25 protein-coding genes, 1 pseudogene and 2 riboswitches are annotated in these 25,241 nt (G+C 66.2%); of the genes and pseudogenes, 10 read left to right on the forward strand and 16 right to left on the reverse strand.

The window, feature by feature from the left end:
• Positions 1 to 2: 2 nt before the first annotated feature.
• The 3 genes from BJQ90_RS09240 (at position 3) to ligD (ending at position 4,011) form a co-directional block, all read left to right on the forward strand.
• The gene (locus BJQ90_RS09240) at positions 3 to 2,177 is read left to right on the forward strand and encodes a malate synthase G (RefSeq protein ID WP_226759993.1); all 2,175 of its coding nucleotides are present in this window, start codon (positions 3 to 5) and stop codon (positions 2,175 to 2,177) included.
• Positions 2,174 to 2,602: a GlcG/HbpS family heme-binding protein gene (locus BJQ90_RS09245; RefSeq protein ID WP_226759994.1), complete on the forward strand. Its 429-nt coding sequence runs from the start codon at positions 2,174 to 2,176 to the stop codon at positions 2,600 to 2,602. Before BJQ90_RS09240 ends, BJQ90_RS09245 begins: the two co-directional genes overlap by 4 nt.
• A gap of 164 nt (positions 2,603 to 2,766) precedes the next feature.
• The gene (ligD, locus tag BJQ90_RS09250) at positions 2,767 to 4,011 is read left to right on the forward strand and encodes a non-homologous end-joining DNA ligase (protein ID WP_226759995.1); all 1,245 of its coding nucleotides are present in this window, start codon (positions 2,767 to 2,769) and stop codon (positions 4,009 to 4,011) included.
• 7 nt (positions 4,012 to 4,018) lie between these two features.
• On the opposite strand, the gene BJQ90_RS09255 is transcribed toward ligD, so the two are convergent.
• The gene (locus tag BJQ90_RS09255) at positions 4,019 to 4,483 is read right to left on the reverse strand and encodes a phage tail protein (protein WP_226759996.1); all 465 of its coding nucleotides are present in this window, start codon (positions 4,481 to 4,483) and stop codon (positions 4,019 to 4,021) included.
• Positions 4,484 to 4,622: 139 nt separating this feature from the next.
• Between BJQ90_RS09255 and BJQ90_RS09260 the strand changes: the two genes are divergently transcribed.
• The 3 genes from BJQ90_RS09260 (at position 4,623) to BJQ90_RS09270 (ending at position 6,308) form a co-directional block, all read left to right on the forward strand.
• Positions 4,623 to 5,420, forward strand: coding sequence for an isocitrate lyase/PEP mutase family protein (locus tag BJQ90_RS09260; RefSeq protein ID WP_226759997.1), 798 nt, complete (start codon positions 4,623 to 4,625; stop codon positions 5,418 to 5,420).
• 185 nt (positions 5,421 to 5,605) lie between these two features.
• The gene (locus tag BJQ90_RS22880; RefSeq protein ID WP_226760039.1) at positions 5,606 to 5,905 is read left to right on the forward strand and encodes an alpha/beta fold hydrolase; all 300 of its coding nucleotides are present in this window, start codon (positions 5,606 to 5,608) and stop codon (positions 5,903 to 5,905) included.
• Positions 5,820 to 6,308 (forward strand): alpha/beta fold hydrolase, encoded by a 489-nt coding sequence (locus tag BJQ90_RS09270; RefSeq protein ID WP_226760040.1) that lies wholly within the window; start codon positions 5,820 to 5,822, stop codon positions 6,306 to 6,308. The genes BJQ90_RS22880 and BJQ90_RS09270 overlap by 86 nt, the downstream gene beginning before the upstream one ends.
• Before the next feature lie 66 nt (positions 6,309 to 6,374).
• Here the strand turns inward: BJQ90_RS09270 and BJQ90_RS09275 are convergent, their stop codons facing one another.
• Both BJQ90_RS09275 and BJQ90_RS09280 read right to left on the reverse strand, forming a co-directional pair.
• The gene (locus tag BJQ90_RS09275; protein WP_226759998.1) at positions 6,375 to 6,998 is read right to left on the reverse strand and encodes an SRPBCC family protein; all 624 of its coding nucleotides are present in this window, start codon (positions 6,996 to 6,998) and stop codon (positions 6,375 to 6,377) included.
• Between the two features lie 114 nt (positions 6,999 to 7,112).
• Positions 7,113 to 7,727 carry a maleylpyruvate isomerase N-terminal domain-containing protein gene (locus tag BJQ90_RS09280; RefSeq protein ID WP_226759999.1) on the reverse strand — a complete coding sequence of 205 codons (615 nt, stop codon included), beginning with the start codon at positions 7,725 to 7,727 and terminating at the stop codon, positions 7,113 to 7,115.
• Between the two features lie 124 nt (positions 7,728 to 7,851).
• Between BJQ90_RS09280 and BJQ90_RS09285 the strand changes: the two genes are divergently transcribed.
• Positions 7,852 to 8,379 carry a DUF427 domain-containing protein gene (locus tag BJQ90_RS09285; protein ID WP_226760000.1) on the forward strand — a complete coding sequence of 176 codons (528 nt, stop codon included), beginning with the start codon at positions 7,852 to 7,854 and terminating at the stop codon, positions 8,377 to 8,379.
• Between the two features lie 31 nt (positions 8,380 to 8,410).
• Here BJQ90_RS09285 and BJQ90_RS09290 read toward each other — a convergent pair whose 3' ends face one another.
• The 6 genes and pseudogenes from BJQ90_RS09290 to BJQ90_RS09315 all read right to left on the reverse strand — a co-directional run bounded on the left by BJQ90_RS09290 (position 8,411) and on the right by BJQ90_RS09315 (position 13,872).
• A complete protein-coding gene (locus BJQ90_RS09290; protein WP_226760001.1) occupies positions 8,411 to 8,824 on the reverse strand; it encodes a hypothetical protein in 414 nt (137 codons plus the stop codon).
• A 763-nt stretch (positions 8,825 to 9,587) separates the two neighbouring features.
• A complete protein-coding gene (locus BJQ90_RS09295) occupies positions 9,588 to 10,772 on the reverse strand; it encodes a cation:proton antiporter (RefSeq protein WP_226760002.1) in 1,185 nt (394 codons plus the stop codon).
• A gap of 38 nt (positions 10,773 to 10,810) precedes the next feature.
• On the reverse strand, positions 10,811 to 11,206 hold the full coding sequence (locus BJQ90_RS09300) for a hypothetical protein (RefSeq protein WP_226760003.1): 396 nt from the start codon (positions 11,204 to 11,206) through the stop codon (positions 10,811 to 10,813).
• A gap of 486 nt (positions 11,207 to 11,692) precedes the next feature.
• Positions 11,693 to 12,451, reverse strand: coding sequence for an SDR family NAD(P)-dependent oxidoreductase (locus BJQ90_RS09305; protein WP_226760004.1), 759 nt, complete (start codon positions 12,449 to 12,451; stop codon positions 11,693 to 11,695).
• A gap of 219 nt (positions 12,452 to 12,670) precedes the next feature.
• Positions 12,671 to 12,865, reverse strand: a pseudogene (locus BJQ90_RS22725) (hypothetical protein); the annotation flags it as partial.
• Entirely contained in the window at positions 12,841 to 13,872 is a 1,032-nt protein-coding gene (locus tag BJQ90_RS09315) for an NADPH:quinone reductase (protein ID WP_226760005.1), read from the reverse strand. The gene BJQ90_RS09315 and the pseudogene BJQ90_RS22725, both read right to left, overlap by 25 nt.
• Positions 13,873 to 14,675: 803 nt before the next feature.
• Here BJQ90_RS09315 and BJQ90_RS09320 point away from each other — a divergent pair.
• On the forward strand, positions 14,676 to 15,587 hold the full coding sequence (locus BJQ90_RS09320; protein ID WP_413463665.1) for an NADP-dependent oxidoreductase: 912 nt from the start codon (positions 14,676 to 14,678) through the stop codon (positions 15,585 to 15,587).
• Between the two features lie 336 nt (positions 15,588 to 15,923).
• Here BJQ90_RS09320 and BJQ90_RS09325 read toward each other — a convergent pair whose 3' ends face one another.
• From BJQ90_RS09325 to BJQ90_RS09355, 7 genes are all read right to left on the reverse strand, one after another.
• Positions 15,924 to 17,102 (reverse strand): MFS transporter, encoded by a 1,179-nt coding sequence (locus tag BJQ90_RS09325; protein WP_226760007.1) that lies wholly within the window; start codon positions 17,100 to 17,102, stop codon positions 15,924 to 15,926.
• Between the two features lie 121 nt (positions 17,103 to 17,223).
• On the reverse strand, positions 17,224 to 17,601 hold the full coding sequence (locus BJQ90_RS09330) for a fluoride efflux transporter FluC (protein ID WP_226760008.1): 378 nt from the start codon (positions 17,599 to 17,601) through the stop codon (positions 17,224 to 17,226).
• Positions 17,598 to 18,245, reverse strand: coding sequence for a fluoride efflux transporter FluC (locus tag BJQ90_RS09335; RefSeq protein WP_226760009.1), 648 nt, complete (start codon positions 18,243 to 18,245; stop codon positions 17,598 to 17,600). The genes BJQ90_RS09330 and BJQ90_RS09335 overlap by 4 nt, the downstream gene beginning before the upstream one ends.
• The gene (locus tag BJQ90_RS09340) at positions 18,245 to 18,796 is read right to left on the reverse strand and encodes a universal stress protein (protein ID WP_226760010.1); all 552 of its coding nucleotides are present in this window, start codon (positions 18,794 to 18,796) and stop codon (positions 18,245 to 18,247) included. The genes BJQ90_RS09335 and BJQ90_RS09340 overlap by 1 nt, the downstream gene beginning before the upstream one ends.
• Before the next feature lie 22 nt (positions 18,797 to 18,818).
• On the reverse strand, positions 18,819 to 20,105 hold the full coding sequence (eno, locus tag BJQ90_RS09345; protein ID WP_226760011.1) for a phosphopyruvate hydratase: 1,287 nt from the start codon (positions 20,103 to 20,105) through the stop codon (positions 18,819 to 18,821).
• Positions 20,106 to 20,136: 31 nt separating this feature from the next.
• Positions 20,137 to 20,901: a 2,3-bisphosphoglycerate-dependent phosphoglycerate mutase gene (locus BJQ90_RS09350; RefSeq protein WP_226760012.1), complete on the reverse strand. Its 765-nt coding sequence runs from the start codon at positions 20,899 to 20,901 to the stop codon at positions 20,137 to 20,139.
• Positions 20,902 to 20,921: 20 nt separating this feature from the next.
• Positions 20,922 to 21,011, reverse strand: a riboswitch (Fluoride riboswitch).
• 42 nt (positions 21,012 to 21,053) lie between these two features.
• Entirely contained in the window at positions 21,054 to 21,914 is an 861-nt protein-coding gene (locus BJQ90_RS09355; protein ID WP_226760013.1) for a hypothetical protein, read from the reverse strand.
• A 22-nt stretch (positions 21,915 to 21,936) separates the two neighbouring features.
• Positions 21,937 to 22,019: riboswitch (Fluoride riboswitch) on the reverse strand.
• Positions 22,020 to 22,371: 352 nt separating this feature from the next.
• Between BJQ90_RS09355 and BJQ90_RS09360 the strand changes: the two genes are divergently transcribed.
• Together BJQ90_RS09360 and BJQ90_RS09365 are read left to right on the forward strand one after the other, a co-directional pair.
• Complete coding sequence (locus BJQ90_RS09360; RefSeq protein ID WP_226760014.1) at positions 22,372 to 22,983, forward strand: hypothetical protein; 612 nt, start codon at positions 22,372 to 22,374, stop codon at positions 22,981 to 22,983.
• Between the two features lie 219 nt (positions 22,984 to 23,202).
• Entirely contained in the window at positions 23,203 to 25,179 is a 1,977-nt protein-coding gene (locus BJQ90_RS09365) for an amino acid transporter (RefSeq protein ID WP_226760015.1), read from the forward strand.
• Positions 25,180 to 25,241 lie beyond the last annotated feature (62 nt).

Below are 25,241 nucleotides of genomic sequence, written 5' to 3' on the forward strand. Positions count from 1 at the left end.
ACTTGGAGACCAACGGGCTCAGCGTCGCCGAAGAGCTCTACGCCTTCGTCCGCGACGAAGCGCTGCCTGGGACCGGGATTGAGATGGAGGCATTCTGGGCTGGCGCCGCCGGGCTCATCGCGGAGTTCTCGCCGCGGGTGCGGGAGCTGCTGGACACCCGTGACCGGATGCAGCAGCAGATCGACGAGTACCACCTTTCGCGTGGCGCGACGCCCGTGGATCCGGATGACTACGAGGACTTCCTCCGCTCGATCGGCTACCTGGTCGAGGAGCCCGGCGCCTTCACCATCACGACCGACCGGGTTGACCCCGAGATCGCGACGGTTTCCGGTCCCCAGTTGGTGGTCCCGCTGCTGAATGCACGGTTCGCGGCCAACGCGGCCAACGCCCGCTGGGGGTCGCTGTACGATGCGCTGTACGGCACCGACGTCATCGACGACGCGGAGGGGCGCGAGCACACAGGCGGTTACAACCCGGTCCGCGGTGCCGCCGTCGTCGCACGCGGGCGGCAGTTCCTGGATGAGCACACCCGCCTGACGGCCGGATCCCACGCCGATGTCACCGTCTACCGGATCGCAGACGGCGCCCTCGTCGCCGACACGCCCGACGGTCCTAGGGGGCTGGCAGAGCCGCGGCAGCTCGCGGGCTACCGGGGAGCTCCGGCCGAGCCCGAGGCCGTGCTGCTCGTGCACCACGGACTGCACGTGGAAATCCAGATCGACCGCAGCCACCCCATCGGGTCCGGCGACCCGGCCGGTGTAAAGGACATCGTGCTGGAGTCCGCGACCACGACCATCATGGACCTCGAGGACTCCGTGGCGGCGGTCGACGCCGAGGACAAGGTGGCAGGCTACCGCAACTGGCTGCAGCTGATGCAGGGTACCCTGACGGCCGAGGTCACCAAGGGTGGTCGTACCCAGACCCGGCGGCTCAACCCCGACCGCGTCTACACAGCACCCGACGGCTCCGAGCTGACCCTGCCGGGCCGCTCGCTGCTGCTCATCCGCCAGGTAGGCCACCTGATGACCAGCGACGCCGTGCTCGACGCTGCCGGCGCACCGGTGCCCGAGGAGATCCTCGACGCCCTGTTCACCGGCCTCGGCTCCGTGCACGACCTGCGCGGGCCGCACGCCGGGCACAACTCCCGGGCCGGGTCGATGTACATCGTGAAGCCGAAGATGCACGGACCGGCTGAGGTCGCCGTGGCCTGTGGCCTGCTGGCCGGCACCGAGGCGGTGCTGGGCCTCGAACCGCTCACCCTGAAGATCGGCATCATGGACGAAGAGCGCCGCACATCGGCCAACCTGAAGGCGTGCATCTGGGAGGTGCGGGACCGGGTGGCGTTCATCAATACCGGATTCCTGGACCGCACCGGCGACGAGATCCACACCTCAATGCTCGCCGGCCCCATGGTACGCAAAGCCGACATGCGTGACTCCAGCTGGATCGCGGCCTATGAGGACGCCAACGTCGATATCGGGCTGGAGTGCGGTTTCAGCGGTCGGGCCCAGATCGGCAAGGGCATGTGGGCGGCTCCGGACAACTTGGCAGACATGCTCGCCCAGAAGGTCGCGCACCCGCTCGCCGGCGCCGACTGCGCCTGGGTCCCCTCGCCGACCGCCGCGACCCTGCACGCCATCCACTACCACCAGGTCGACGTTGACGCCCGGCAGGCCGAACTCGCCGGGAAGCGCCGCTCGACCCTGCGGCAGCTGCTCACCATCCCCCTAGGTGACCCCGCCGAGTGGTCTGCCGATGCCCGGCGCAACGAGCTGGACAACAACATCCAGAGCACGCTGGGATACGTAGTCCGCTGGGTGAACGACGGCGTCGGATGCTCCAAGGTCCCCGACATCCACGGCACAGCACTGATGGAAGACCGCGCCACCTGCCGCATCAGCTCACAGCACGTCTCCAACTGGCTCCTGCACGGCATCGTCACCAGGGAAGAGGTGGAAGCGTCACTGCGGCGAATGGCCGCGGTCGTCGACGAACAGAACTCCTCGGACCCGGACTACACGCCCATGGCCCCGGCGTTCGATACCGAGGCATTCCTCGCGGCCCGCGAACTCGTTCTCGACGGCGCCGCCCAACCGTCGGGCTACACCGAGCCCGTCCTGCACCGGCGCCGTGCGGCGCACAAGCACAACGACGATCTGGCGAGGAACGCATCATGAGCATGACATTGGAGACAGCAAACTTCATCATCGCCGGCGCCCTCGCGGCTGGCCGGCAGCACGGCTTCAAACCGCTGACCGTCGTCGTGCTCGACGCGGGCGGCCACGTCATCGCCGCCGCGCGCCAGGACGGCGCCTCGAATAATCGCTTTGAGATCGCACAAGGCAAGGCGTATGGGGCGTTGGCTCTCGGGATGGGTTCGCGTGCCATCATGGAGCGCGCCGAGCAGCAGGCCTACTTCATCGCGGCAGCGGCCGCCGCCCTTGGTGGCCGACTTATCCCGGTGCCCGGTGGCGTATTGGTACGCGATAACGACGGCACGATCCAGGGTGCCGTCGGAATCAGCGGCGACAGCTCTGACAATGATGAGACTGCGGCCTCGACGGCGATCGAGGCCGCCGGCCTGACGGCACAGGTGGACTGACGAGGTAACAGGCGGGGCCCATGCCCTGACGGGGTGTGGGCCTCAGCTGCTGCGGGGATCAGTTCCGCATGCAGCGGCAAGGGCCAGGCCCGGGCCCTTCCGGGACAAATTTCCCTGCCGCAGCTGGTCTGGCCGGGACAACCGATCATTGCTAGCGTGGCGGCATGACCCCGTCCAAGACCCCGGCTGAGATCCTCAACATTGCCGGCACCGAGGTTCGCATCTCGAGTCCGGACAGGGTGGTGTTCCCCGAGCCCGGGCTGACGAAGCTCGACTTGGTTCGCTACTACCTCGCCGTCGCAGATGGCGCGCTGCGGGGCGCCGGCGGACGGCCCATGGTGCTCAAACGCTTCCCGAAGGGGATCGGCGCTGAGCCGTTCTTCCAGAAGCGCGTGCCGGAAAACCACCCCGACTTCATTGACACGGTGACGCTGCACTACGCGTCGGGGACCTCAGCCGAAGAGGCCGTCCTCCGGGATGCTGCGGGCCTGGCGTGGGTCGTGAATCTTGGATGCCTGGACCTTAACCCGCACCCCGTGCGCGCCGAGGACCTCGAGCACCCCGACGAGCTCCGGGTCGACCTCGACCCGATGCCGGGCGTCGGCTGGCCGCAGATCGTCGACGTCGCCTATGTCGCGCGGGAGGTGCTCGACGACGTCGGACTGGTGGGGTGGCCGAAGACGAGCGGTTCGCGGGGACTCCACATCCTGGTCCGCATTGCGCCCCGGTGGTCGTACCGCGACGTGCGGCTCGCCGCCGAGACCCTCGCCCGCGAGGTCGAGAACCGCGCCCCGGGCCTCGCCACCGCCCGGTGGTGGAAGGAGGAGCGCGGCGAGAGTGTGTTCGTCGACTTCAACCAGAACGCCAAGGACCGCACCGTCGCATCGGCCTACTCGATCCGGCCCCTGACCGACGCCCGTGTCTCGACTCCGCTCACCTGGGACGAGGTTGCCTCCACCCGGCCGGAACAATTCACGGTGCCCACGGTGCTGGAGCGCTTCGCAGCGGTGGGCGACCCCCACGCCGGCATCGACGACGCGGTCGGGACACTTGACGGACTCCTCGCCCTGGCCGCCGAGCTCGGCCCCGCCGAAAAGCCGCCGCGTGGCAGCGATGGCTCGGGCCGCCGGCAGTCGGCGATGCCACTGATCGAGGTGGCCCGGACCAAGACCAAGCCCGAGGCGCTCGCGGCGCTCGAGGAATGGAAGACCCGGCATGCGGACCTCGTCCCGGCACTGCATCCCGCGGACATTCTCGTCGATGGAATGCGCGTATCGAGTTCACTCTGGTACCGGGTCCGGGTGAACCTGCAGCACGTCCCCGACAATAAGCGTCCGCCGCAGGACGAGCTCATCGCCGACTACGATCCGTGGGCCGGCAAACAATGGCCGGGGCGCCCTGGGTCCTGACAGCTGATCAGTACTGGCCCTTGATCACGAAATAGGAGCCGCGGATAACCCCTGCAAGCTTCGACTTCTGGCGGGCGAACTTGAAGCGTGATGCCAGTTCCTCCGGAATCTCCATGCCTTCAGCCAGTTTGAATCCCACGGCCCGCTTCCCGCCATCCTCGATGCTGTACATGATGTTGATCGACAGCCCCGACTCATAGAACACGTAATCCATCCGCAAACCGTCCACTTCGAAGGCGGTCGCTTCGAGCGGTCGGGAGCCGATGACGATGTCGCGCTCTTCTTTGAGGATGTGGCTCACCCGGTCGACTACCTCCGGAACCTCGTTTGCAGGGCTCACGGTGAAAACGTGGTCGTACTTGTTGCGGTAGTAGCGCCCCTCATTGGCGCGCAACCCGGCGAGCGACTCGGCGACCGGAGACGATTCCAGACCGGCCATAGAAACGTTCTCGAAGTCAACAACGTATTGCATGGCGCCTCCTGATTAGATGTGTTGGACCAACGATAACGTGGCCCCCGCGACCGGAAGAATGCATCCCTTGCACCGCCCAGCCGAGTTTGTAGACTGAAAACGCATTCACCTATGCAGTTGGCAGAGGATGGGAATGAAAATGGCGACCTTTCGGGAACTCCACCACGCTGCGTCGCCACTCCTGCTGCCCAACGCCTGGGACATCGGATCCGCCTTGGCATTTGCCACAGCAGGATTCCCGGCCGTCGGCACCACCAGCTTTGGCATTGCGGCAAGTGCCGGCCTGCCCGACGGGGGCCGGTCCACCAAGGCCGCGACCGCCGCACTGGTGGCGCAGATGTGCCGCCTGCCTGTCCACGTCACGGCGGACATCGAAGACGGCTACTCCGAGGACCCCGCCGAGGTTGCGGAACTTGTGGCCCAACTGGCTGACCTAGGCGTGGACGGGGTCAACCTGGAGGACAGCACGGCCGGGCACCTGGTCGATCCTGCAGCCTTTGCCGACAAGGTTGCCGCCGTCAAGCGACGCAGCCCGGAAATGTTCATCAACGCCCGGGTGGACAACATATGGTTCGGTGAACAGGCCACTGTGGATGCCGTCCTGCTCCGCGCCTCGGCCTACGCCGATGCCGGGGCGGACGGCATCTTTATCCCCGGACTTGTGGTCCCGGAGGACATCCGGATCATCACCGCTGGCATCGGGCTGCCGGTCAACGTGCTGGCACATCCCTCGCTGACGGTTGCCGAGCTGGGTGAGCTTGGGGTCCGGCGTGTGAGTTCCGGTTCCCTGCCGTACCGCGCAGCAGTCGACGCGGCGGTGAACGTCGTCAACGCCTTACGTGACGGCAAGCCGTTGCCGGCCGCCACTTCATACTGGGAAATGCAAACGCGTCTCGTGTCATTCCGTCAGCGCCTGACAGAGGGCATCGGAGACTGAAGCTGAAGCGAGACGCGCCAGCTAACCCTGCAAAACACGGGGCGCAGAGAAGATTCTGGGCCGGCGGCCCCCGGGAGGCGACTTACTTCGGGGTGGTGTTGCTGTCACGCACCGATCAATACGATGTTGACATGGAGCGACGGATCCACGACGTTTTGATTCATTACGTCGACCGCGGTTGGGGCGTGCCCCTTCTTGCGCTTCATGGCGCCGGTGGTGATCACCGCGAGATTGAGGCGGCGATCGAGGCCGTCGTCCCGGGCTCGGGATACCGGCGGATCTATCCGGATCTGCCAGGGATGGGTCGCTCAACGACCGGCGATCTGGGTTGCAACGACGATGTGGCCGCGCTAATCATTGAGTTCATTGATCGGCTGGAGGCCGGACCGATGACGCTGCTTGGGCATTCCTACGGCGCATATCGTGCGCGGGCTGGCCTTGCTGTGCCCCGTCGCCGAGCGCTCACAAAATGTGCCCGCCCATAAGGTGGTTTGTCAGGACGCTGGGGCGTACGGCGAACTCGAACCTGAGCAACGGCACGGTTTCGATGAATACTTCGTGGTGCGCACACCGGCCACCGCACGCCGCTGCCGCAGCCATGTCGTTCCGGGCACGACGCTCGTCGACGCGGCTGGGCTGGGCCGGATCTTCGCCGGATGGGTGGTCGACGTCGGATCGGGCACCTTCCCGGCGCAGACTTTGATCGCAGCCGGACGGCAGGATTCGATCGTTGGGTACACCGATGCAATGGACTTACTCCAGCACTATCCGCACGCCACCCTGGCGGTAGCCGACGGCGGCGGCCACGCCCTCATGCACGAGCGGCCGGAGCTCCTCGCCGCGTTGCTCGGTGATTGGCTTGACCGGGCTCGCCCGGACAACAAATGACCACCTACGCCCCGGGACTCGGGCCGATCACAAAACCCGGGGTTAGTTGGTTCGCTTCCTCTGTTACTAATGATTGCCCTCTGCCCGGCTCCGGATCCCCTGGAGCATCCGCCGGTACATGATAAAACTGGCGACCTCCACCGCCTCGACCAGGCACCGGGCCCACCACTGCCGGTAGGCATAGCGCTCCCGCACCAGAAGCCGCGTCGTGCCCACGGACTGTGCCTGCAGAACAAATGCCCAGGAAAAACCGAACGGCCCGGGCGGGGAACCGGGAGGAACGCGCAGCACGAGGGCGTTTCCCCGGTCCACCAGGCCGACTTCGAGGTCAGCGGAAGCAGCCGGGGCCAGGTGAAAACGGTCCCCTGCCTGGATGTCCTGCCACTCCGGGTGGATACGGTCAGCACTGTGGATGTCCAGTCCGGCAAGGTTTTCCAGGAAGTCGTAGCTGTAGAGTCCGCCGCGTCCCTGACCCATCTGCGCCACCCAGGGCCAGACTGCATCCGCCGGAGCCTCGATAGTGATCGCCCGCGTTGACTGCAGATCGGCAAAGGACAGGAGGTCGTCGCCCGGAAGCACGCCGTCGGCTTCGGCGGCGGTGGCACCCCAGCGCAACTGAATGCGCCGGAACAGGAAGCCCAATGCCACCAGCCCGGCGAAAACGACGGCGGGCGTGGAAGGCTGTCTCATGTTTTGTGACTTCGTCATCGGGCAATCCTCCCGACCGCCGAGTCCGCTGTCACGGGCCATAAGCCCCAGGGCCGGCCCACACCGGGATACACTTCCGCGGCCACCGCATGCGCGTCAAAGCACCGAGAAGCCCGTCGGAAGACCCGGCCGGCCGGTGGCGGCGAGCAGGAGCGGCCCGGCCATACCTCCGGCTACAGCGAGGTCGGCGACTATTTCGAGAGCCTGCACGGCAGCTGTGTCTGGGACGTCAGCCGGCAATCCGAGCGCTTTGGCGAGGTCCGCGGTGTGGACGGCCAACTCAAACGTGCGGGTGGGCAGGTAGTCCCGAAGCCGCATGCCGCCCGCGACCGTCGTCACCAACTCGGTACCGTCGTGGGCATCGACGAGCGGAATCACGCGTGCGGCGATCTCCGCTATGACGCCTGCGGGTTCGGTGCCTAAAGCTGTTCCGGCGTCGCGTCCGCGCGCCGCGACAGCCGGGCTGGCGGCGGTGGCTCTTGTCGCGCGGAAGTATTCCGCGGCGGAGGCGACCTCGACGGCCGCGGCAGGACGGGCGAGGTACGCCTCGACTGTCAGAAGGGAGCGGCTGGTGTGGCCGACGAGGGCGCGAACGTCCCACTCGCCCAGGCCTGGCCTGTCCCACCGTTCACCGACGAGGGCGGAGGTGTGCACAAACCATTCCGCGGCGTCGGTGAACGCCCGTCGCGAATCGTCCCATGGAAAGGCCATGCTCCCAAGTCTAGTTCTGCGCAGGATTTTTGAGGCGTTTCCGCTTGAACCTGCCGCCACACTTGCGGACCGAGACCCCCGGCGTTCACGGTGGTATCCCAGCAGAAGATGGCAACATGGTGACATGACTCCTGCTCAAGACTATTCCGGCTTCTTCCAACGTCCCCAGCCCATCAAACCCGAGGCCGGTCAAGAGTCGGTATGGGACTACCCGCGGCCGCCAAGGGTCGAGCCGCGATCCGAACGGGTTATCGTGCGGCTTGGCGGGCAGGTGATTGCCGACACCACCGATGCGGTGCGCGTCCTGGAGACGAGTCATCCGCCTGTCTACTACTTGCCCTTCGACTCATTCCCTGCCGGGGTACTCGTCCCGGTCGAGGGCACCAGCTTCTGCGAGTTCAAGGGAGAAGCGCACTACTTCGACGTCGTTGCCGGCGGAGTCGCTGTTCCCCGTGCCGGGTGGACCTACCCGGAACCCACCCGGGGGTTCGAAGCGCTCAGTTCCCGGGTGGCCCTCTACCCGGCTCACATGGACTCCTGCGAAGTCAACGGCGAGCGGGTGACCTCCCAGGACGGTGACTTCTACGGCGGGTGGATCACAACGCAGATCGTTGGTCCGTTCAAGGGGGGCCCGGGCACGGCCGGGTGGTGAGCACTTCGCTATTGCGCCGGACGTTCGGCGGCTATTCTCCGGTCCGTAGCTCGTCGCCGTGGGCGATGATCGCGTAGATGATCAGCACGTCGATGGCGATGACGATCAAGGACCACCATGGCTGCGCCGGGATGAGCATCAGTTGAACGACCGCGCTGAGGCCCGCAACGACGACAGCAACGACTCGAGCCCACGTTGCACCGGAGAAGAGCGCGACAGCGGTGAGGATCAGAAGGACCCCGAGAGCCAAATTCCACCAGCCCCACCCCTTCGCATCGAAGATGAAAAGCGCGCCCGGGGTCGACAGGTAGTAGGTATCGGGCCCGGTGAGTGCGACGAGGCCTTGAAGGCCGCTGAACACGCCGTTGATGATCAGAATCACTCCGGCGAACCTGACCCAACCGGTCCAGCCAGTTGAAGCGACAGGATGATGGGCAGTACTCATTTTGTCGACCTCTTTCCGTTGAATGCTCTGCCGTCGGCCTCATGGTCGGCGCAGCTCCATCCTGCGCCTCCAGTGAAGTGCGGCACCTCATCCGCGCCGGGTGACCTCACGCACCCGGCCAGGGCTTGCGGTCCTGTTCCGGCAGTTCGGCGGCGCCGGCGTGGAGGAACACGGATCTCTAACTGTTTGCACAGCGGTTCCACAGGCGATCCCTATGGAGGACACAGTTGGCGAGCCCACTATGGTTCGACATGGTGTAACCGCGGACGCGACGGCGGCAGCAACTTACCGAAGCGTCGGTGGCTCGCGGCGAGGCCTTCCGCCGTGAAACGAACGGCACTACGCAAAGCACCTACTTCGTCAGAGCCTCGGAGACATGCCGCTGTTGACGCAGGCCAGCACCCCCGAACCGGCGGCCACCCGGCCCAGCGGCGAAACCAATAAATCCGCCGGCCCAGGCCCCGACAGTGAGGTGCCACCGATGTCACCAAAACGCGAGCCCCGCTTCTGGACCCGAGAAAATGCACCCTTGATCATTCTTGGCATAGGCCTGATCCTGGCACTGATCGCCGCCGGAATAGTCTTATGGATCATCAACGTTGCCCCGGTCATCTCGCGCCTCCCCGGATCGTAGGGGGACGGGGTCCCCACGGGATCCCCCGGACGGGGCAGCGCCCTTTATGCCGCCAACCCGTGCCGGTGAGGAATGGTGACGCGAACCGGATCGTCGCCCGGGGGAATGCGCACCTGCAGCCTAAGCGAACTAGGCAGCCACGGTCGGGCCTCCCTCAGATGGCTTGCCCGCCGGCGCCGTGGCGGGCCGCGAAAAAGTGCGTGACGCCCGCGAGCCCGCGATGGTGCTTGCCCCGGTGCTGATGAGTGCCCCGAGGATAATGGCCGCGGCTTCTCCCGGTTCCAGCAAATGCAACTGGGAGCCGATAGTGGCGGCGGCAACCGGCACTCCCAATTGGGACGCTGCAAGCACCGCAAGCGGCAGAGGCTGGCCGACTAGCCGCAGGCTTCCATGGACCAGCAGGGTTCCCAGGCCAAGGCAAATCCCGAGGAGAATCATTCTGGGGCTTCCGGCAAGAATGCGCAGATTGAGCGAAGCACCCAGCCAGACAAAGAAGACCGGACCAAGAAAGCCATCACTGACGGCGAAGAGCTGATGAGCCAGCCGCCGGGGTTCGCCCACCGCTGCGACCACGAGGCCGAAGGAAAACCCGGCCAGCATGATGGACACGTGGCCCGCGACGGCAAGTCCGGAGAGCGCGAAGAGCAGAGCAAGTTGGATCCTCAACTCCAGGGCGAACTTCCGGCCCTCGGAAACGTCATGCAACCGTCCGCGCGTGCCGCTGCGCTCCAGCCAGCGAAGCACAAAGAACAAAACCGCAGCGCACACCGCGACGAGCACCGCCCCGAGGGCTGCCCTCGGGGCGTTGGATGGGTCAACAGCAAGAGGAAGCGCCACGATGCAGGCGATGTCCGCTACCGCAACCTGTGCCGTCGTCATCAGGACCTTTGGTCCCGTCAGCCGCAGTGAATCGACGATCGGCAGGACCAAGGCTGCCGAAGAGGACGCGAGCAGAACGATGTAAAGGGGAGCATGGCCGGTGCCAAAGGCAAAGGCAATGACGATTCCGACGGCGCCCGCGAGCACCGCGGCGATGCCGGCACGCAGGGCGCCACCACCCAGTGCGGGCCGGATGGCTGCGTCCCGCACTGGGACATGCGTCCCGGCGACGAACATGATGAGGGCGAATCCGACGTCGGCCACAAAGGTGAACGTAGGATCTGAGGAGTCCACCAGGTCCAGACCCGTGTGCCCGATGGCGATTCCAGCCAGCAACTCCCCCACCACCACGGGAAGATGCCATTTTTCGGGGAGCGCCAGCAGCGGCCCGAGGAGAGCTACCGCGGCGATCAGCGAAAGCTGAAAGAATGACACGTTCCTCCTTCTACCGGCATTGCGGTTGCTTGCGGAGGTTACCGGGGCGCGTCAGCGAGTTTGAGTGGAATGTCGGTGTTTTCGTCCGTGTAGTAGCTTGCGCACACCCGGTGGTAGCCGTCGGCCACCTGCGCGGGAATGCCCCGGGCCAGGTCGCCCGTGACCATCAGGACAGGAGAGAGCTTCCTGCCTTCCTTGATCTTCTTCAGGTCCGAGGCCACGTGGGCGTTGTCCTCGGGCAGCAGCGCCAGCCTCGCGGCCCGGAGAATGTCCTTCGCCTTGCGATGCTGGATTGGGGCGACCATGAGCGAGGCGACAACGGAGGCGACGACATCGTCGGATTCAAGTAAGGAAAGATAGGCCGCCGCGCACGGATAATCTTGCTCCTCAGGCTGCGGCAACCAGCGGACCTCGCGCTTGTTTTCGTCAGGCATGCTTCTTGGAATCCCAGCCCATTGCTCCCTCCACGGCGCGGATGGATAGTGGACTCACAGTACTCACGGCGTTGCATGCGGTCAACGGCGGCCCTGCTGCAGCGTGTGGACGTCCTGAAACAGCCATCGATGAAGAGCACTGAGGCGACTCCCTCCGAAGCACACGGAATCCGGCCCAGCCCGGCACCGGTACGGCTCAGCGAAAGCGAGTATGACGCCGTCGCCAATCACCACCTCACCGCCTCCGCCAGGCCGCAGTCTCCGATCCGGAGGCCACCCGCTCAGCCTGCGGGCAACCCCGGCCCGTCTCAAGAGATGACGCCAACCCCACTCAAAGTCGATGGCGATGCCCGCTGGGCCATTGCATGGATGTTCTCACCGACAACAGGCAACGTCGTTTCGCTGACCTGGAGGAAAGTGTCAGACGCCGTGCGGTGCTCTTTCCGGTCTCCTTTCCGGCCGCGTTCGTGACGCCGGCCCGTGCCGTCACACGGCTGTGTAGCCACCGTCGATCAGGTAGTAGGCACCAGTTACGAACGAGGCCTCTTCAGAGAGGAGGAAGCAGACCACGTGGGACACCTCCTCTGACGTGCCAAGTCGACCGAGGGGGTGCTTGTCTGCGAGGGCACCCATAACGTCAGGGCTTAGGTTGTTCTCCAGGAGCGGCGTCCTGATGTATCCGGGGCCAACGGAATTGATCCGCAGGCCCAGGGGGCCGTACTCAGCAGCGGCATTCTTAGTGATACCCACTACGCCATGCTTGGCGGCGGTGTACGCTCCGTTGCCCAGGGCAGCTACGGTGCCGTGGATGGAGGCCATGTTCACAATGGCGCAGTTCTGGGCACCGGCTTGGAGCATCTGCGGGATCTGGTAGCGCATGCCGTAGAGCACGCCGCTGAGGTTAATTCCGATGACCTTGTCCCACTCGTCCAAGTCTGTCTCGCCAGCCGGGGCAGCTTTGCCCCCCACACCGGCATTGTTGACCGCCAGGTGCAAGCCGCCATAGGTATCAACGGCGTGCCTCACCACCATCTCCGAATCCTCCTTTTCAGCAGTATCCTGCCGGACTGCTGAAGCAGTCCCGCCGGTGCCCACGATTTCCTTAACGACGCGCTGCGCGGCATCGAAATTGATATCTGTGACGACCACGCTCGCTCCTTTGGCGGCGAGCTCCTTGCTGATTGCTTCGCCAAGGCCGGAGCCTCCTCCGGTAATGAGCGCCACTTTGTCCGTGAACTGCGCCATGTTGTTCCCTCTCCGGTCCACACCGCAGAGAGTCCGCGGTGACCACGGATCACGCTACCGTTCCGCCCTTGCAGGGGGAAGACTGGGTCCGAAGCCGTCAGGAAGGTAGCGGCGGCAGTAAAGGCAGACGTTGGGTCCGCCCAAAGATCCCGGAGGGAGCGTGCAAAGAGCGGTGCAGGTCTTCAAGCCGGCCTTCGACCCGGTCGCACCCGAACGTGCAGGCTGGAGTGGTGTGTGGCCAGGAACGAATTCGGTGAAGCTGTTCGCGACGGCAATGATGGGCTGGCCGAAATCCACACGGGCCACGCCGGCGGCGAGCAGCAGTGCGCGGGCGCCGGCCACTTTTCGGCCATGGGTGACAGTGCGGGAACGTAGCGAAGCGTTATCGGCTAGCCCGCTGACACATCGATCAATACCTTGCCGACGATGCTCTCTTCCACCGCCGTGTGGGCCGCAGCCGTGTCAGCCAGGTCAAAGCGATGCAGCGGCAGGCCTGCGGCCTCTCCCACCGGAAGGGCGGCGTCGGCGATGGCCGCATTGATGTCCTCCGCGGCGGCGTGCACCGCCGCCATGCCAACGGTGTAGAGCAGCACGAACTGGTAGCGGACGTTGAGGCTGAAATGCCTGCGCACGTCCAGGCTCACCTGATCGCCACCGTTGTTGGCGTAGACCGCGACGGAGCCGCGGTTGCGGATCACCGCCAGGTCGAGTTCCGCGTTCTGCGCGGGTGCCACCTCCACGATCTGGTCGACGCCGTTGGGAGCGATCCGGCGGATCTCTTCGGCCGCGTGGGTTTCCCGGTAATTGATAACGTGATCGGCGCCGGCGGCCACGACCAGCGCAGCCTTCGCCGGTCCGCTCACGGTCGTGATCACAACGGCACCGGCCCACTTGGCGAGCTGGATCGCCGCATGGCCCACGGCGCCGGCCCCTCCAGCGACGAGGACTACCTTGCCGTCCAAGGCTCCCGGGTGCAGACGCCGCGGGCCGTCCTCGGCGATGGTCAGGGCCCGGTGGGCGGTGATCGCGGGAACGCCCAGGCTTGCGCCGAGGTCGAACCCGGCGTTTTCCGGTAGCGGAAAGACCCGCTCGGCCGGCAGGACAGCGAACTCCTGCGCTGTCCCGCCGCCGGCGCGCTGGTAGGCGGCCAAAGCCAGCCAGACTCTGTCGCCGACGTGGAGGTGCTCGACGCCGGGTCCGACCGCGTCCACCACTCCGGAGCCGTCCTGGTTCGGCACGACCTCCGCGAAGGGCAAGGGCTCGCCCGGTTTGGCGCCGCGGCGCGACTTCCAGTCGGTGGGGTTCACCGCGGAGACCATGATCCGTACCCGCGCCTCCCCCCGCCCCGGGTCGCGGATCTCGCGGTCGACTAGCTCGAGAACAGACGGATCACCGGTGGCACGGTACACGATTTCTTTCATACTCAGACCTAACGCCGGCTCCGACCGAAAATTCCCGCCAGCGCCGGACCAGGTTCCGGCACCGGTCCTTCCAAGCCCTGAAACCCAGCGTGCCCGGCGCCTATTACAGAGGATTTGAGATGCTGATCCGGGCATCCACGCCCGCGTGTCTCTAAGGCGTGACCCGGTCTCCGATGCCACCTCAGTGAGCAGACAGCGGGGCTTGGCGGTGTCCGGTTCCAGCTTGCGCCGCAGCTGGGCCAGGTAGACGCGCTCCACCACGACTCCTAGGGCCACAGCTACCCCGGGCCGACGGCATTTGCGACGCCTGAGCCAGTAGCCGTGTCGGCTGAGCTGGCCTCCAGTACCGAAGCGTTCAACCCGGCACCGCTGATCTTCCTCATCGGCGGTCCCGCAGGCCGTCGCCCTGGTGTGGTTCGTCCGCCCGGTCCGGGCAGCAATGGCGCCGGTCGTTGCCCGCAGGGGCCCGTGAGTGAAGAGTCTGCCCTCCCTCACCGCTTCCTGACCATCGAGCAGACTGCGGCCTGGATCGCCGCCGGTAACCTCGCCATGGCCGGCTGGGCTTTGTCGCCTTGCAGCGCCGGCTGACGACATCGAAAAGCTCGGCTGCCTTCCCTTGTCCGGGAATCCCCGGCGTCGTTCGCGGCATTATTCTGTTGGCGGCCGCGGGCCTGGACATCCGCGGCGTTCCCATCTCTGGCAGGCGGGAGCGGGAGCAGACGGCCGGAATCCTTGCCCCCCGTACCTGTCGTGGGCATCATAAGAAATGCACTCATGCCGCGAACTTACACAGGGAGAAGGCCCTGAAAGCTGTTCAGTTTGCCGGGTATGGCGGCCCGGAAGTCCTCAAAGTCGTCGACATCGAGGAGCCCCACGCCCGCGCCGGCCAGATCCGCATCGCCGTTCGTGCGGCAGGCGTGAATGCCTTCGACTGGAAGATTCGCAGCGGAGCACTGGCAGCCGTGATGCCGATCGATTTTCCCGCCGGCGTAGGGATGGACGCCTCGGGAGTCGTGGACGAGGTCGGTGATGGTGTGGAAGGGGTCGCCGTCGGCGACGCGGTCTTCGGCACCGCCGCCACGGGTGCCACGGCCCAGTACGCGGTGCTGGCCGAGTGGGCGAAGAAGCCGGAGAGTCTCTCCTTCGAAGAGGCGGCCGGATACCCGATGTCGACCGAAACGGCGTGCCGGGCGTTGAATCTACCGCCTTTGGAGCCCGGCCAGACTCTCCTTGTCAACGGAGCCGCAGGGGGCGTCGGACTGGCCGCCGTCCAGTTTGCCCTCGCTGGCGGAGCGACCGTGATCGGCACGGCCAGCGAAGGCAATCACGAGTATCTGCGCTCCCTGGGTGCCATCCCGACGACGTATGGCCCCGGTCTGGTCGGCCGGGTGCGGGAGCTTGCCCCGCACGGCGTCGATGTCGCCTTCGACGCGGTGGGCTCCGGCATCCTGCCGGAGCTTATTGAGCTCACGGGCAGTGCCGGGAAGGTCATCACCATCGCCGACAGCAGGGCCGCCGAGTACGGCGTGCGGTTCACCGGCGGCCAGGGCCCCGGCCATGCGCCGGAAGCACGCGCCGAAGCTGCAGCATTGTTCGAACAGGGAAAGTTTCGGCTGCCGGTCGCGGAGACTTTTTCACTGGAGAATGTCGCGGCCGCGCAAGCGAAAAGTGAACAGGGCCACGTGCTCGGCAAATACATCGTGACCGTTAACTGACCGGAACCCCGGGGGCCCATCCACACAGTGGCCGCCCCATGAATGGGCCATCTCGCAAAAGGACCACTACTTGTCCTTGGAAGGATTCGGGTCGTTGCCATAAGAGCTCTCTCGCCAATGGTCCCGTCGAGCTTCTTGATCGTGTGCTCTGCCTGCCGGTCCGGCGGCTTGATCGTGTCAACCTGATCGGAGCCAATGCGGACGGCCCGAACGGTACCCACGTGAGACGCCAATCACGCATCTGTGGTGCCCGCAGCACAGGCGCTGGTGACGCTTTTCGCCCACCGTGCGCGGGCCGCTGTTGCCCTCGCCATGGCAGGGCAGTTCTGGACCTGTCTAGGTGGCGGGTCCCTGCGCGGGAGAGGGTTTGAGCAGGGGAATGAATGCGATCAGTGCGACAAACTGCGTTGTGACCGTGAAGATAAAGAGACCGGTGAGGGAGGCCGAGTAGAGGGCTCCAATGATGGTGGACCCGGCGAGCCAGGCCACGCCGTAGATCGCCGTGAAGATGCCGTATCCGGTCCCGCGCGTGGCGGCGGGGACGAGGTCTGCGACGGCGGCGCGGAGCGTGGATTCGTGGATGCCCAAGGCAGCTCCCCAGGCGACGGCACCGGCCCAGACTAGAACAGGGGTTGTGCTGAAAGATAGGAACGGGACGGCGGCGGTCAGTGGCAGGGCGATGAGCAGGCCGCGTAGCCCGATCCGGTCGTAGAGCGCCCCGGAGCCAAGGGCTGCCAGGGCTGCTGCGCCCATGGATACGGCGTAAGTGACCGGGATCAGCGCAGACGGCATAACCTTCTGGACTTCAAGGTGGTAGGAGATGACCCCGAAGGTGGAGAACCCGAACATCGACACGGCGGTGAACGCGCCGTACCACCAGAACCGGGCCGGCAAGGGGACACGGACACGGACCTGCCCGGGTGCACGGGCAGGTTCGCTGGCCAACTTTGTGTCGTAGCGTGCAGGATCGGGGGCCGCCCGGCGGAGCAGTATCACGGCGACGAGGGCTGCTGCGCCCGGGATGGCAAGGACGCCGAATCCGAGCTGGAAACCGGAGATGGCGACCATGAGTCCGACGAGCAGCGGGCCCAGGAGTGCGCCGGACTGGTCGAGGGCCTCGTGGATGGCGAAGGCCTTCCCGCGTCCCATCTCCGCCCCCGCGTGGGAAAGCATCGTGTCCCGGGCCGGGGTGCGGACGGCTTTGCCAAACCGCTCCATGATGACCAGCGCCGACGCCTGCCATAACGAGCTGGCCAGGGCCATGAACGGCACGGCGATCACGGTCAGGGCGTACCCGGCGATGGTCAGCGGCCAGTATTTGCGGGTCCTGTCCGCCAGGGGTCCGGTGCCCAGTCGCAGGACCAGGGCCACGGCCTCCCCGAACCCGGTGATGAAACCGACCATGACCGCGGACGCGCCAAGGGTGGCCAGGAACGGTCCCGTGATGGACCGGGCACCTTCGTAGACGACGTCGGCGAGCATGCTGACCACGCCGAAGGTCAGCACGAATCCCATGGGTCCGAGCCTGTTCCGTTGGGTTTTCTCTGTCCCGTCCGTCGTGACGTGCTCCCGATTCATTTCCGACCCTGCCGCTCCCTGGTCTGGTTCGTGGGTGTGGTTCGCTGGCTGGCCGGTCTCATCGAAGGCTTGCCAGGGCGAGGCCTGCGGCCGTGGCGCCCACTGCGGCGGCGGCGGTGCCGATCCCGTTCAGGAGGGCCAGGCCGGTGCGGCGGGACTGGATGAGCCGGACGGTTTCGAAGCTGGCGGTGCTGAAGGTCGTGTATCCGCCCAGGAACCCGGTCCCGGCGATGGCTTGGAGTTCGACGGGTGCGGCGTGGGCGATCACGGCCCCGGCGCCCAGGCCAAGCAGGAAGGATCCGGTGATGTTGATGGCGATGGTTCCGATGGGCAGGGCGGTGCGGATTTTGGAGCGGACCAGCCCGTCGACGACGAAGCGGGTTCCGGCGCCGAGGCCGCCGGCGAGGCCGAGCAAAAGTATGGTCAGGATGGTCATTGTCTGCTCTCCTGCCGGTCGGGGCGGAGGGTCGATTCCCGGCGTCGGGTGGTCATTCTGCTGTGGTGTCCGGCGGCGACCCGGATCCCGGCCACTGTTGCCACGGCGCCGCCGAGCAGTGTGGCGCCGAGATAGACCAGGGCGTCGGCAGGGCGTCCGGCCCCGAGCAGGGTGTTCGTTTCCAGGGCCAGGGTGCTGTAGGTGGTGAAGGCGCCCATGAAGCCGGTGCCGGCGAGCAGGCGGATCACCCTGAGCCGTCCGGCGTCCGCACCGCGCCGGACCAGTGCCTCCAGCAGGACGCCGAGCAGCAACGCCCCGGTCAGGTTGATGATCAGGGTCGGCAGCGGCCAGCCTCCCGGGGACGGCAGGACGGTGCTGAGACCGAAGCGGGCCAGCGCGCCGAACACACCTCCGGTGATGACGACCAGCACGAAGCCGGGGTGCAGGTGCACGGGGCGGTGGGCGCGGGCCGCACCCAGGGTGCCCGCGTCCGCCGCGTCGCTGTCGATGGGCAGGTCCGCGGGCCCGGCAGTGCCGGTGGGGGCCGGTCCGGCGTCGGTGGGCAGCCTCCCCGGGGCCGGCTTGGCGTTCTTGTCGGCGGCCCGGACGGATGCGGCTGTGGTCTCGGGGGTGGGCGGTTCCATCAGTGGCCCTCCTGCCGGTGATGCCGGAGGTGCGGGGCGAGCGGGACGACCAGCACCGGCCGGTGCTGGCGGTGGGTCAGGTGGACCGCCACGGTGCCGACGAGCAGCTCCTCCAACCGGGCTCCCAGGCCGCGTTCGCGGGTCCCAACGACGATGACGGACGCGTCCGCGGACTCGGCCAGCCGGCCCAGGGCCCGGGCGGGCTCCCCGGCGAGGGTCACGAAGGACCAGCGGACCCCGCTTCCGTCCAAGGCTTCCTGCAGGCGGTCTTTGATGCCTGCGCTGATCCCTTCGATGTCGTCGTCGATCCCGTCCGGATCAATTGGCAGGGCCTCGACCCGGCCGTCCGGCTCTTCAGTCAGGTAGGTGGTGACGTCCACGTACGCGCAGACCAGATCGACGTTCAGGCTGAAGGCCAGCTCCGCGGCCCGGTGCGCGACCGCCAGGGGCTGGCCGGGCACGACCCCCATCAGTACGGGCCCGGTGATCTTTCGCGGGACGTACGGGATGGGCCCCGTGTTGGGCCGGGTTTCCTTCGAGGGATAATTCATGGGCGCTCCTGCAAGTCGGTGTCTACTGATCGTTGAGGTGGGTTCCGGTGGGCCCGTAGGGCAGCTCCGGATACTCGTCGGTGATCTCCAGGAGCCGGTTGTATTTGGCGACGCGTTCCCCCCGGGCGGGCGCCCCGGATTTCAGCTGCCCGCAACCGGATCCCACCACAAGATCCGCGACGAAAGTATCGTCGGTCTCTCCGGAACGGTGCGAGACCATCGCCCCGAAGCCGCCCTTACTGGCTGCGGTGAGGGTGTCGAAGGTTTCGCTCACGGTTCCGGCCTGGTTCGGTTTGATCAGCACCGCGGTCGCCGACGCGGTCCGGATGCCCTCCCGGACCCGGTCCGCGGAGGTGACGAACAAATCGTCCCCGACCACCTGCACCCGGTTCCCGAGGGCCGCGGTCAGCGCGGGCCACCCCTCGGTGTCCTCTTCGGCCAAAGGGTCCTCCAGGCTCCAGATCGGGTAGTCGGTGATGAGCCGGTCGTAGTAGGAGATCATCTGCTCCGGGGTGTACGCCTTGCCCGCGACCGTGTAGGTGCCGTCCGCGTAGAAGGAGTTCGCGGCCGGGTCCAGGGCGATCGCCACCCCGTGCCGGCCGGGGGTGTAGCAGGCGTCCCCGATGGCGGCCACGATGAGGTCCAGGGCTTCCTCGGGGCGGGCGATGGCCGGGGCGTACCCGCCTTCATCACCCAGGCCGGTGGCGAGGCCTTGTTTATGCAGCCGCCGGGCCAGCGCGTGGTAGACATCCGATCCCCAGCGGACCCCGTCGGCAAACGTCGGAGCGCCGGCCGGGGCGATCATGAACTCCTGGAACTCCAGCGGGTTCGCCGCATGCTGGCCGCCGTTCAGGACGTTGAAGTGTGGCACCGGCAGCCGTCCGGCCTTCCCCAGCGTCTGCCCGATCCAGACATGCAGCGGCGTCCCGGCCGCGGCCGCGAAGGCCCGGGCAGCGGCCATGGACACCGCGACGATCGCGTTCGCGCCCAGCCGTGAGCGGCCCGGCGTGCCGTCCAGGGCAACGAGTGCCCCGTCCAGATCCGCCAGGCTCCGCCAGCTCCGGGAGGTCAGCAACTCAGTGATTTCGGTCCGGACGTTGGCCACGGCCTTCTGCACGCCCCGGCCGGAGTACTCCTGGCCGCCGTCGCGCAGTTCAACGGCCTCATGCACTCCGGTGGACGCCCCCGACGGCGCCGACGCCACCGACACCGCGCCATCCCCGGTGGTGAGCCAGACCTTCACCGTGGGATAGCCCCGGGAGTCCAGGATCTGCAGGGCACGCACCCCGGTGATCTGAAGTTCATTCATGATGACATTCTCCGATTTTTTCGTCCTCATCTCAGGTCCCGCCGGCGGCAGCGACCAGGGCGGCGGCGGTCCGCGCCGCCAACGGATTCAGATACTCCCCGCCCCGCACCATGGGTGCCAGGTCCGGGGTGAAGCGGTAAACGAGCGGCTGACCCGTGGGGAGGTTCAGTTCCTCGACCTCGGCATGGGAGAGCCTGTCCAGGACAAAGCACAGCGCCCGCAGGGAGTTCCCGTGTCCGATCACGAGCACGTCCTCCCCTTCCCGGAGCCGGCGCCGGAGGTGCTGGTGCCAGAAGTTGCGGACCCTCTTGACCACCCCGCAGAGCGATTCGGTGGCCAGGACAGCTTCCGGGGGCAGCCCGGCGAAGGCCCTGCTATGCCGGATCGCGGCAAGCTGGCCCGAGGGCATCGGCGGGGGCGCCCCATAGAAGGAGCGCCGCCAGAAGCGGAACACCTCCGGCCCGAGCTCGCTCAGCAGTTCCTCCCTTAATTTGCCGGTGAGGGAGCCGTAACTTCGCTCGTTCAGTTCCCACGCCGGAACCACCGGCAGCGCAGGGCAGCCGGGCAGATCCAGGACGTCCAGCACAATGCGGGCCGTCTGATGTGTTCGGGACAGGGTGGAGGTGTAAACGGCGTCGGGGAAAAAAGTGGCTGCCGCCAACAGCGCCCCTGCGGCAGCGGCTTCGCCTTCTCCGGCGGCGCTCAGCGGCGGGTCCAGCAACCCTGTAAACCGGTTCTGGGCATTCAGGACGCTCTGTCCGTGGCGGAGCAGTACGAGCGCGCCGGGTGCGGGCATGAGTCACCTACCTTCGATCAGCAAAGGTAGGAACCATTAGCCAGGAGGCGGTTCGAACAACGGCACCCTACGGGCGGGCTGTTCCGGCGGGATCCATCACCGTGAACAGAGACTACAGGCACAGAGTCGACAGCCGCCACCATATGACGCGCTCATTCTGCTGGCTCAGCACCCCGGATGTCCTGGTGGAACCCCGGTTCGCTGGCATCAGCGGCCAGATACAGCGGCAGACCCCAGCCGGCGAAGAAGCCGACAGCCTCGATCCAGGACGCATTCTCCGCACCTCCCACCGGGGCTCCGGAGTCCGTCATGGATTCGGTCAGGTGCCGCATCCGCCCCCGGATTTCCCGCAAGCGGAGCGCCACCGCGTGCCGCAGCTCCTCCGGGAGTGGACGGCTCCGGGCCAGGTGGAAACGGCAGAACAGCACCGGGTCGCCGTCGCCCTCCGGCGCGTCAGGGTCACAGCCGGTACAGACCCGGTCACGCCAGAGCGGCAGGGTCTCCCGGCACCACACGGCAGTATGGGCCAGCCCGTTAGCTTCGACAGTAAGGGCCTCGGTGTTGGAGTTCGCGTAACCCATCCGCAGGCCGGGCAGGTCCGGGGAGGCCATTTCCTCACAAATCCGGCACGGCCCCACAGGCAGAAGTACGTCGTCCGGATGCCTGTGCAGCAGGGTGCTCTTCTGGTTCAGCCCGGCCGCGACGTGTTCAAGGAGATCTTCATAGAGGACCGTGACGTCGAAGGGCTGGTGCCCGCCGCGGACTCCGGCGCCGGCCTGCCACAGCTCGATCTCCACGACCGCGTAGGCCCAGGTGTGCCGGGGACACAACCCGAGCGACGCACGCAGCAACCGACGCATGCTCCCGTCCATGATGTCCCCGTGGATGAACGACCACAGCTGGCGCACTTCCTCCGGGGACAGTTCCAGCGGGCCTATCGGGACCAGCGCGCCGGTGAGCTTGACCCGGTCGCGCGTTTCCGGGGTTCCGGGCCGAATTCGATTTCCAGTCATGGCGAGTGTCCTGCCCTTCGCATTCGGGGCAGGACCCATCAGCCACCTCGGCGGTCCGAACCGGTGAATCGGCCGGTTCCGGCGGGATCCATCACCGTTAGAACTAGGCTAAACCCACTGGCTCCGTCCGGCCATGACGTCTGGGCGACATTCCGGGAACTTGCCGCGTTCCAAAGCCTGGTTCGGGAGAGGCTTTGGGCGAGGGGGTCGTTCTCCTGCCGCTGCCTGCCCTGCCCGAATACCACCGCGTGACCCCGCTGGTGAGATTGTCATACCTACAGGATGACGATTAGTGCGTCGACGCCTCGCCTCAATAAAACATTGTAAATTTCTCGCCTGCCGGCGTATGGAAACCGTTAGGGTCCGTTCCGGTGCGGCTTCGCCCGTGGTGTCATGAATCAAGAGGACACAGCAGCCGCCGTGGCTGCAATCCGATTCCAGGCAGGAGCCAGCCAGAATGAACACCACGTCCCGGATGCAGGACACGTCGGGCCTGCCCGCCGAGGCCGGTGCCGGCCGGGATTTCGTCGCGGTCGACGACAGCGGAGAGTTTTCGTATCACCGGTCCGAACGGGATCTAATCGCGGCGTTTGAATACGTCGGGGAAGCTGCCTGCATCATTGACCGCAGCGGCAGCGCCTTCCGTCTGGCTTTGGATCCGCAACGTCACCTGATGCTTGGGCCTTCGCTGGGCCCGGCGGAATTCCATTGGCTCCGCCAGGCGTGGCTGGACGTGCAAAACGCGCACCCCGAAAGTCACCGGCTTCGCCGTTTCTTCCCGATCACTAAAGAAGAGGTGGTCTCGGATGTGTTCGAAATACTCACCTTGGAACACGGGCCAGAGTGGGCCGGGGGTTCCTGGGCTCTGGTCATCAACGGCATTGAATCTTATCCCGCCAATTTGGAGGACATTGACCACCGGCTCAGGCACCAGGACCGGCTGGAGCATGTCCGTGTGAGGGACCCTTTCGGGCACATCTACCGGCCGTTGCGGCACCGCAGGCACTGGTACCTGCCGGCAAGTGCCGGATTCAATCTTTACATTGAAATCCCGGCCCCGTCCCGCTGACATCCGTGCCCGCGCCGCCGCGGGAGGCGGCTAGTGCGGTTCCGGACTCCGCAGTCTCCGGGCCCAGGAGTATCCCCTGCACCAACACCCGTCATATAGGCCGCAAAGGGGGCAGCGTTAGGGATCCATCAAGATTGACTCCGGGCCGGGAAGCGGCGGCAGGGCCGGTGTTATCGTCGGCGGTGAACACGATGGTGGGCATCGCGCGGAGAGGTATGGATGACCACAATGAGCAGGCCGCCGGCGGATCCCTCAGCGGTGCCGCCGGGAGCCAGGGAAAATTTCAGGAGCTGGCTGCTGTTCGGCCTTCAGGACGCCAAGGGCACTCATCAGGGGCCAGGCGCAGTGGGTGACCCCCATGTGAAGAAGCATCCGTGGTGGCAGGTGATGTGTCTGACCGGTGTCGACTACTTCTCCACCCTGGGGTACCAGCCGGCCATCGCTGCCTTGGCCGCCGGCGTGATCTCCCCGCTGGCGACCATGGTGCTGGTGGCTGTCACCTTGTTGGGCGCCCTTCCGGTGTACCGCCGGGTTGCCGGCGAGAGCCACCGCGGCGAGGGTTCCATCGCCATGCTGGAGCGGCTAATGCCGCGCTGGGGCGGGAAGCTCTTCGTGCTGGTCCTGCTGGGGTTTGCCGCGACGGACTTCATGATCACCATGACCTTGTCGGCCGCCGATGCCACCGCACACGCTATCCAAAACCCCTTTGTGCCGGGCTGGATGCAGGGACAGAACGTTCCGATCACGTTGTTTCTACTGGCCCTGCTGGGCGCGGTGTTCCTGCGCGGGTTCAAGGAGGCCATCGGTGTTGCGGTCGTCCTGGTCGGCATCTACCTGAGCCTTAATGTCGTGGTAGTCATCACAACCATCCTTGAAGTGCTTACGCACCCCGTTGCCGTGGGCGACTGGTGGCTTGCCCTGACGACCTCGCACGGGAATCCGTTCATGGTGGTCGGGATCGCACTGCTGGTATTCCCCAAGCTGGCCCTGGGCCTGTCCGGCTTCGAAACCGGGGTGGCCGTGATGCCGCAGATCCAGGGACGCCCCGGTGACACCGAGGAGAAGCCGCTCGGTCGGATCGAGGGCGCCCGCCGGCTGTTGACTACTGCCGCCGTCATCATGAGCGCTTTCCTCATCACGACCAGCTTCACCACCGTGATCCTCATCCCGGAGCAGGAGTTCCAGCCGGGAGGGCAGGCCAATGGCCGCGCCCTGGCGTTCCTGGCCCACGAATACCTCGGGGCCGGCTTCGGCACCGTATACGACATCAGCACCATCGCCATCCTCTGGTTCGCCGGTGCTTCCGCCATGGCGGGCCTGCTCAACCTTGTCCCCCGGTACCTGCCCCGCTACGGTATGGCTCCCAGCTGGGCACGGGCCGTTCGCCCTCTGGTTCTCGTGTTCACTGGCATCGGGTTTCTGGTCACCCGGCTGTTCGATGCCGACGTCGATGCCCAGGGCGGCGCGTACGCCACCGGTGTGCTGGTGCTGATGACCTCCGCCGCGGTGGCCGTGACACTGTCCGCCCGGCGCGGAAAGCAGCGCAAACGCACCATCGGGTTCGGTGTCATCGCCGTGGTGTTCATCTACACCACGGTGGCGAACATTTTTGAACGGCCCGAAGGAATCCGGATCGCAGCGTTCTTTATTGTGGGCATCATCGTGATTTCGCTGCTCTCGCGCATCCGGCGTTCCTTTGAACTCCACGCCACCCACGTCCACTTGGACCGCCAGGCGCTGGAGTTTGTGTCCTCGAATCTGGACGGGCCGATATCGATCATCGCCCACGAACCTTTGCGTCTCAGCCCCGAGGCCTACCGGGACAAACTGGGCTCCGCCATCGAAGTCAGCCACCTTCCGGTGGACTCCCAGGCGTTGTTCCTGGAAGTGATCGTGGATGATTCTTCAGACTTTGAAACGGCGCTGGAGGTCCGTGGGGTGACCCGGCACGGGTACCGGATCCTGGAGGTCCACGGCCCCGTGGTGCCAAACACGATCGCCTCGGTGCTGCTGCACATCCGGGACGTGACCGGCCTGATGCCGCACATCTACTTCCGCTGGACCGAAGGGAACCCGGTCGCTAACCTGCTGCGCTTCCTCGCGTTCGGCGAAGGCGAAATCGCCCCAGTCACCCGCGAAGTGCTACGCGAAGCAGAACCCGATGTCACCAAACGGCCCTGGGTCCACGTCGGCTGAATCCGCCGGCCGGACACAACCCCGGATGAGCGCAGCGACCCTTTGTCCTGACCCGACTGCCG

It is taken from the genome of Arthrobacter sp. SO3, assembly GCF_020532825.1.
Taxonomy (GTDB): domain Bacteria; phylum Actinomycetota; class Actinomycetes; order Actinomycetales; family Micrococcaceae; genus Arthrobacter.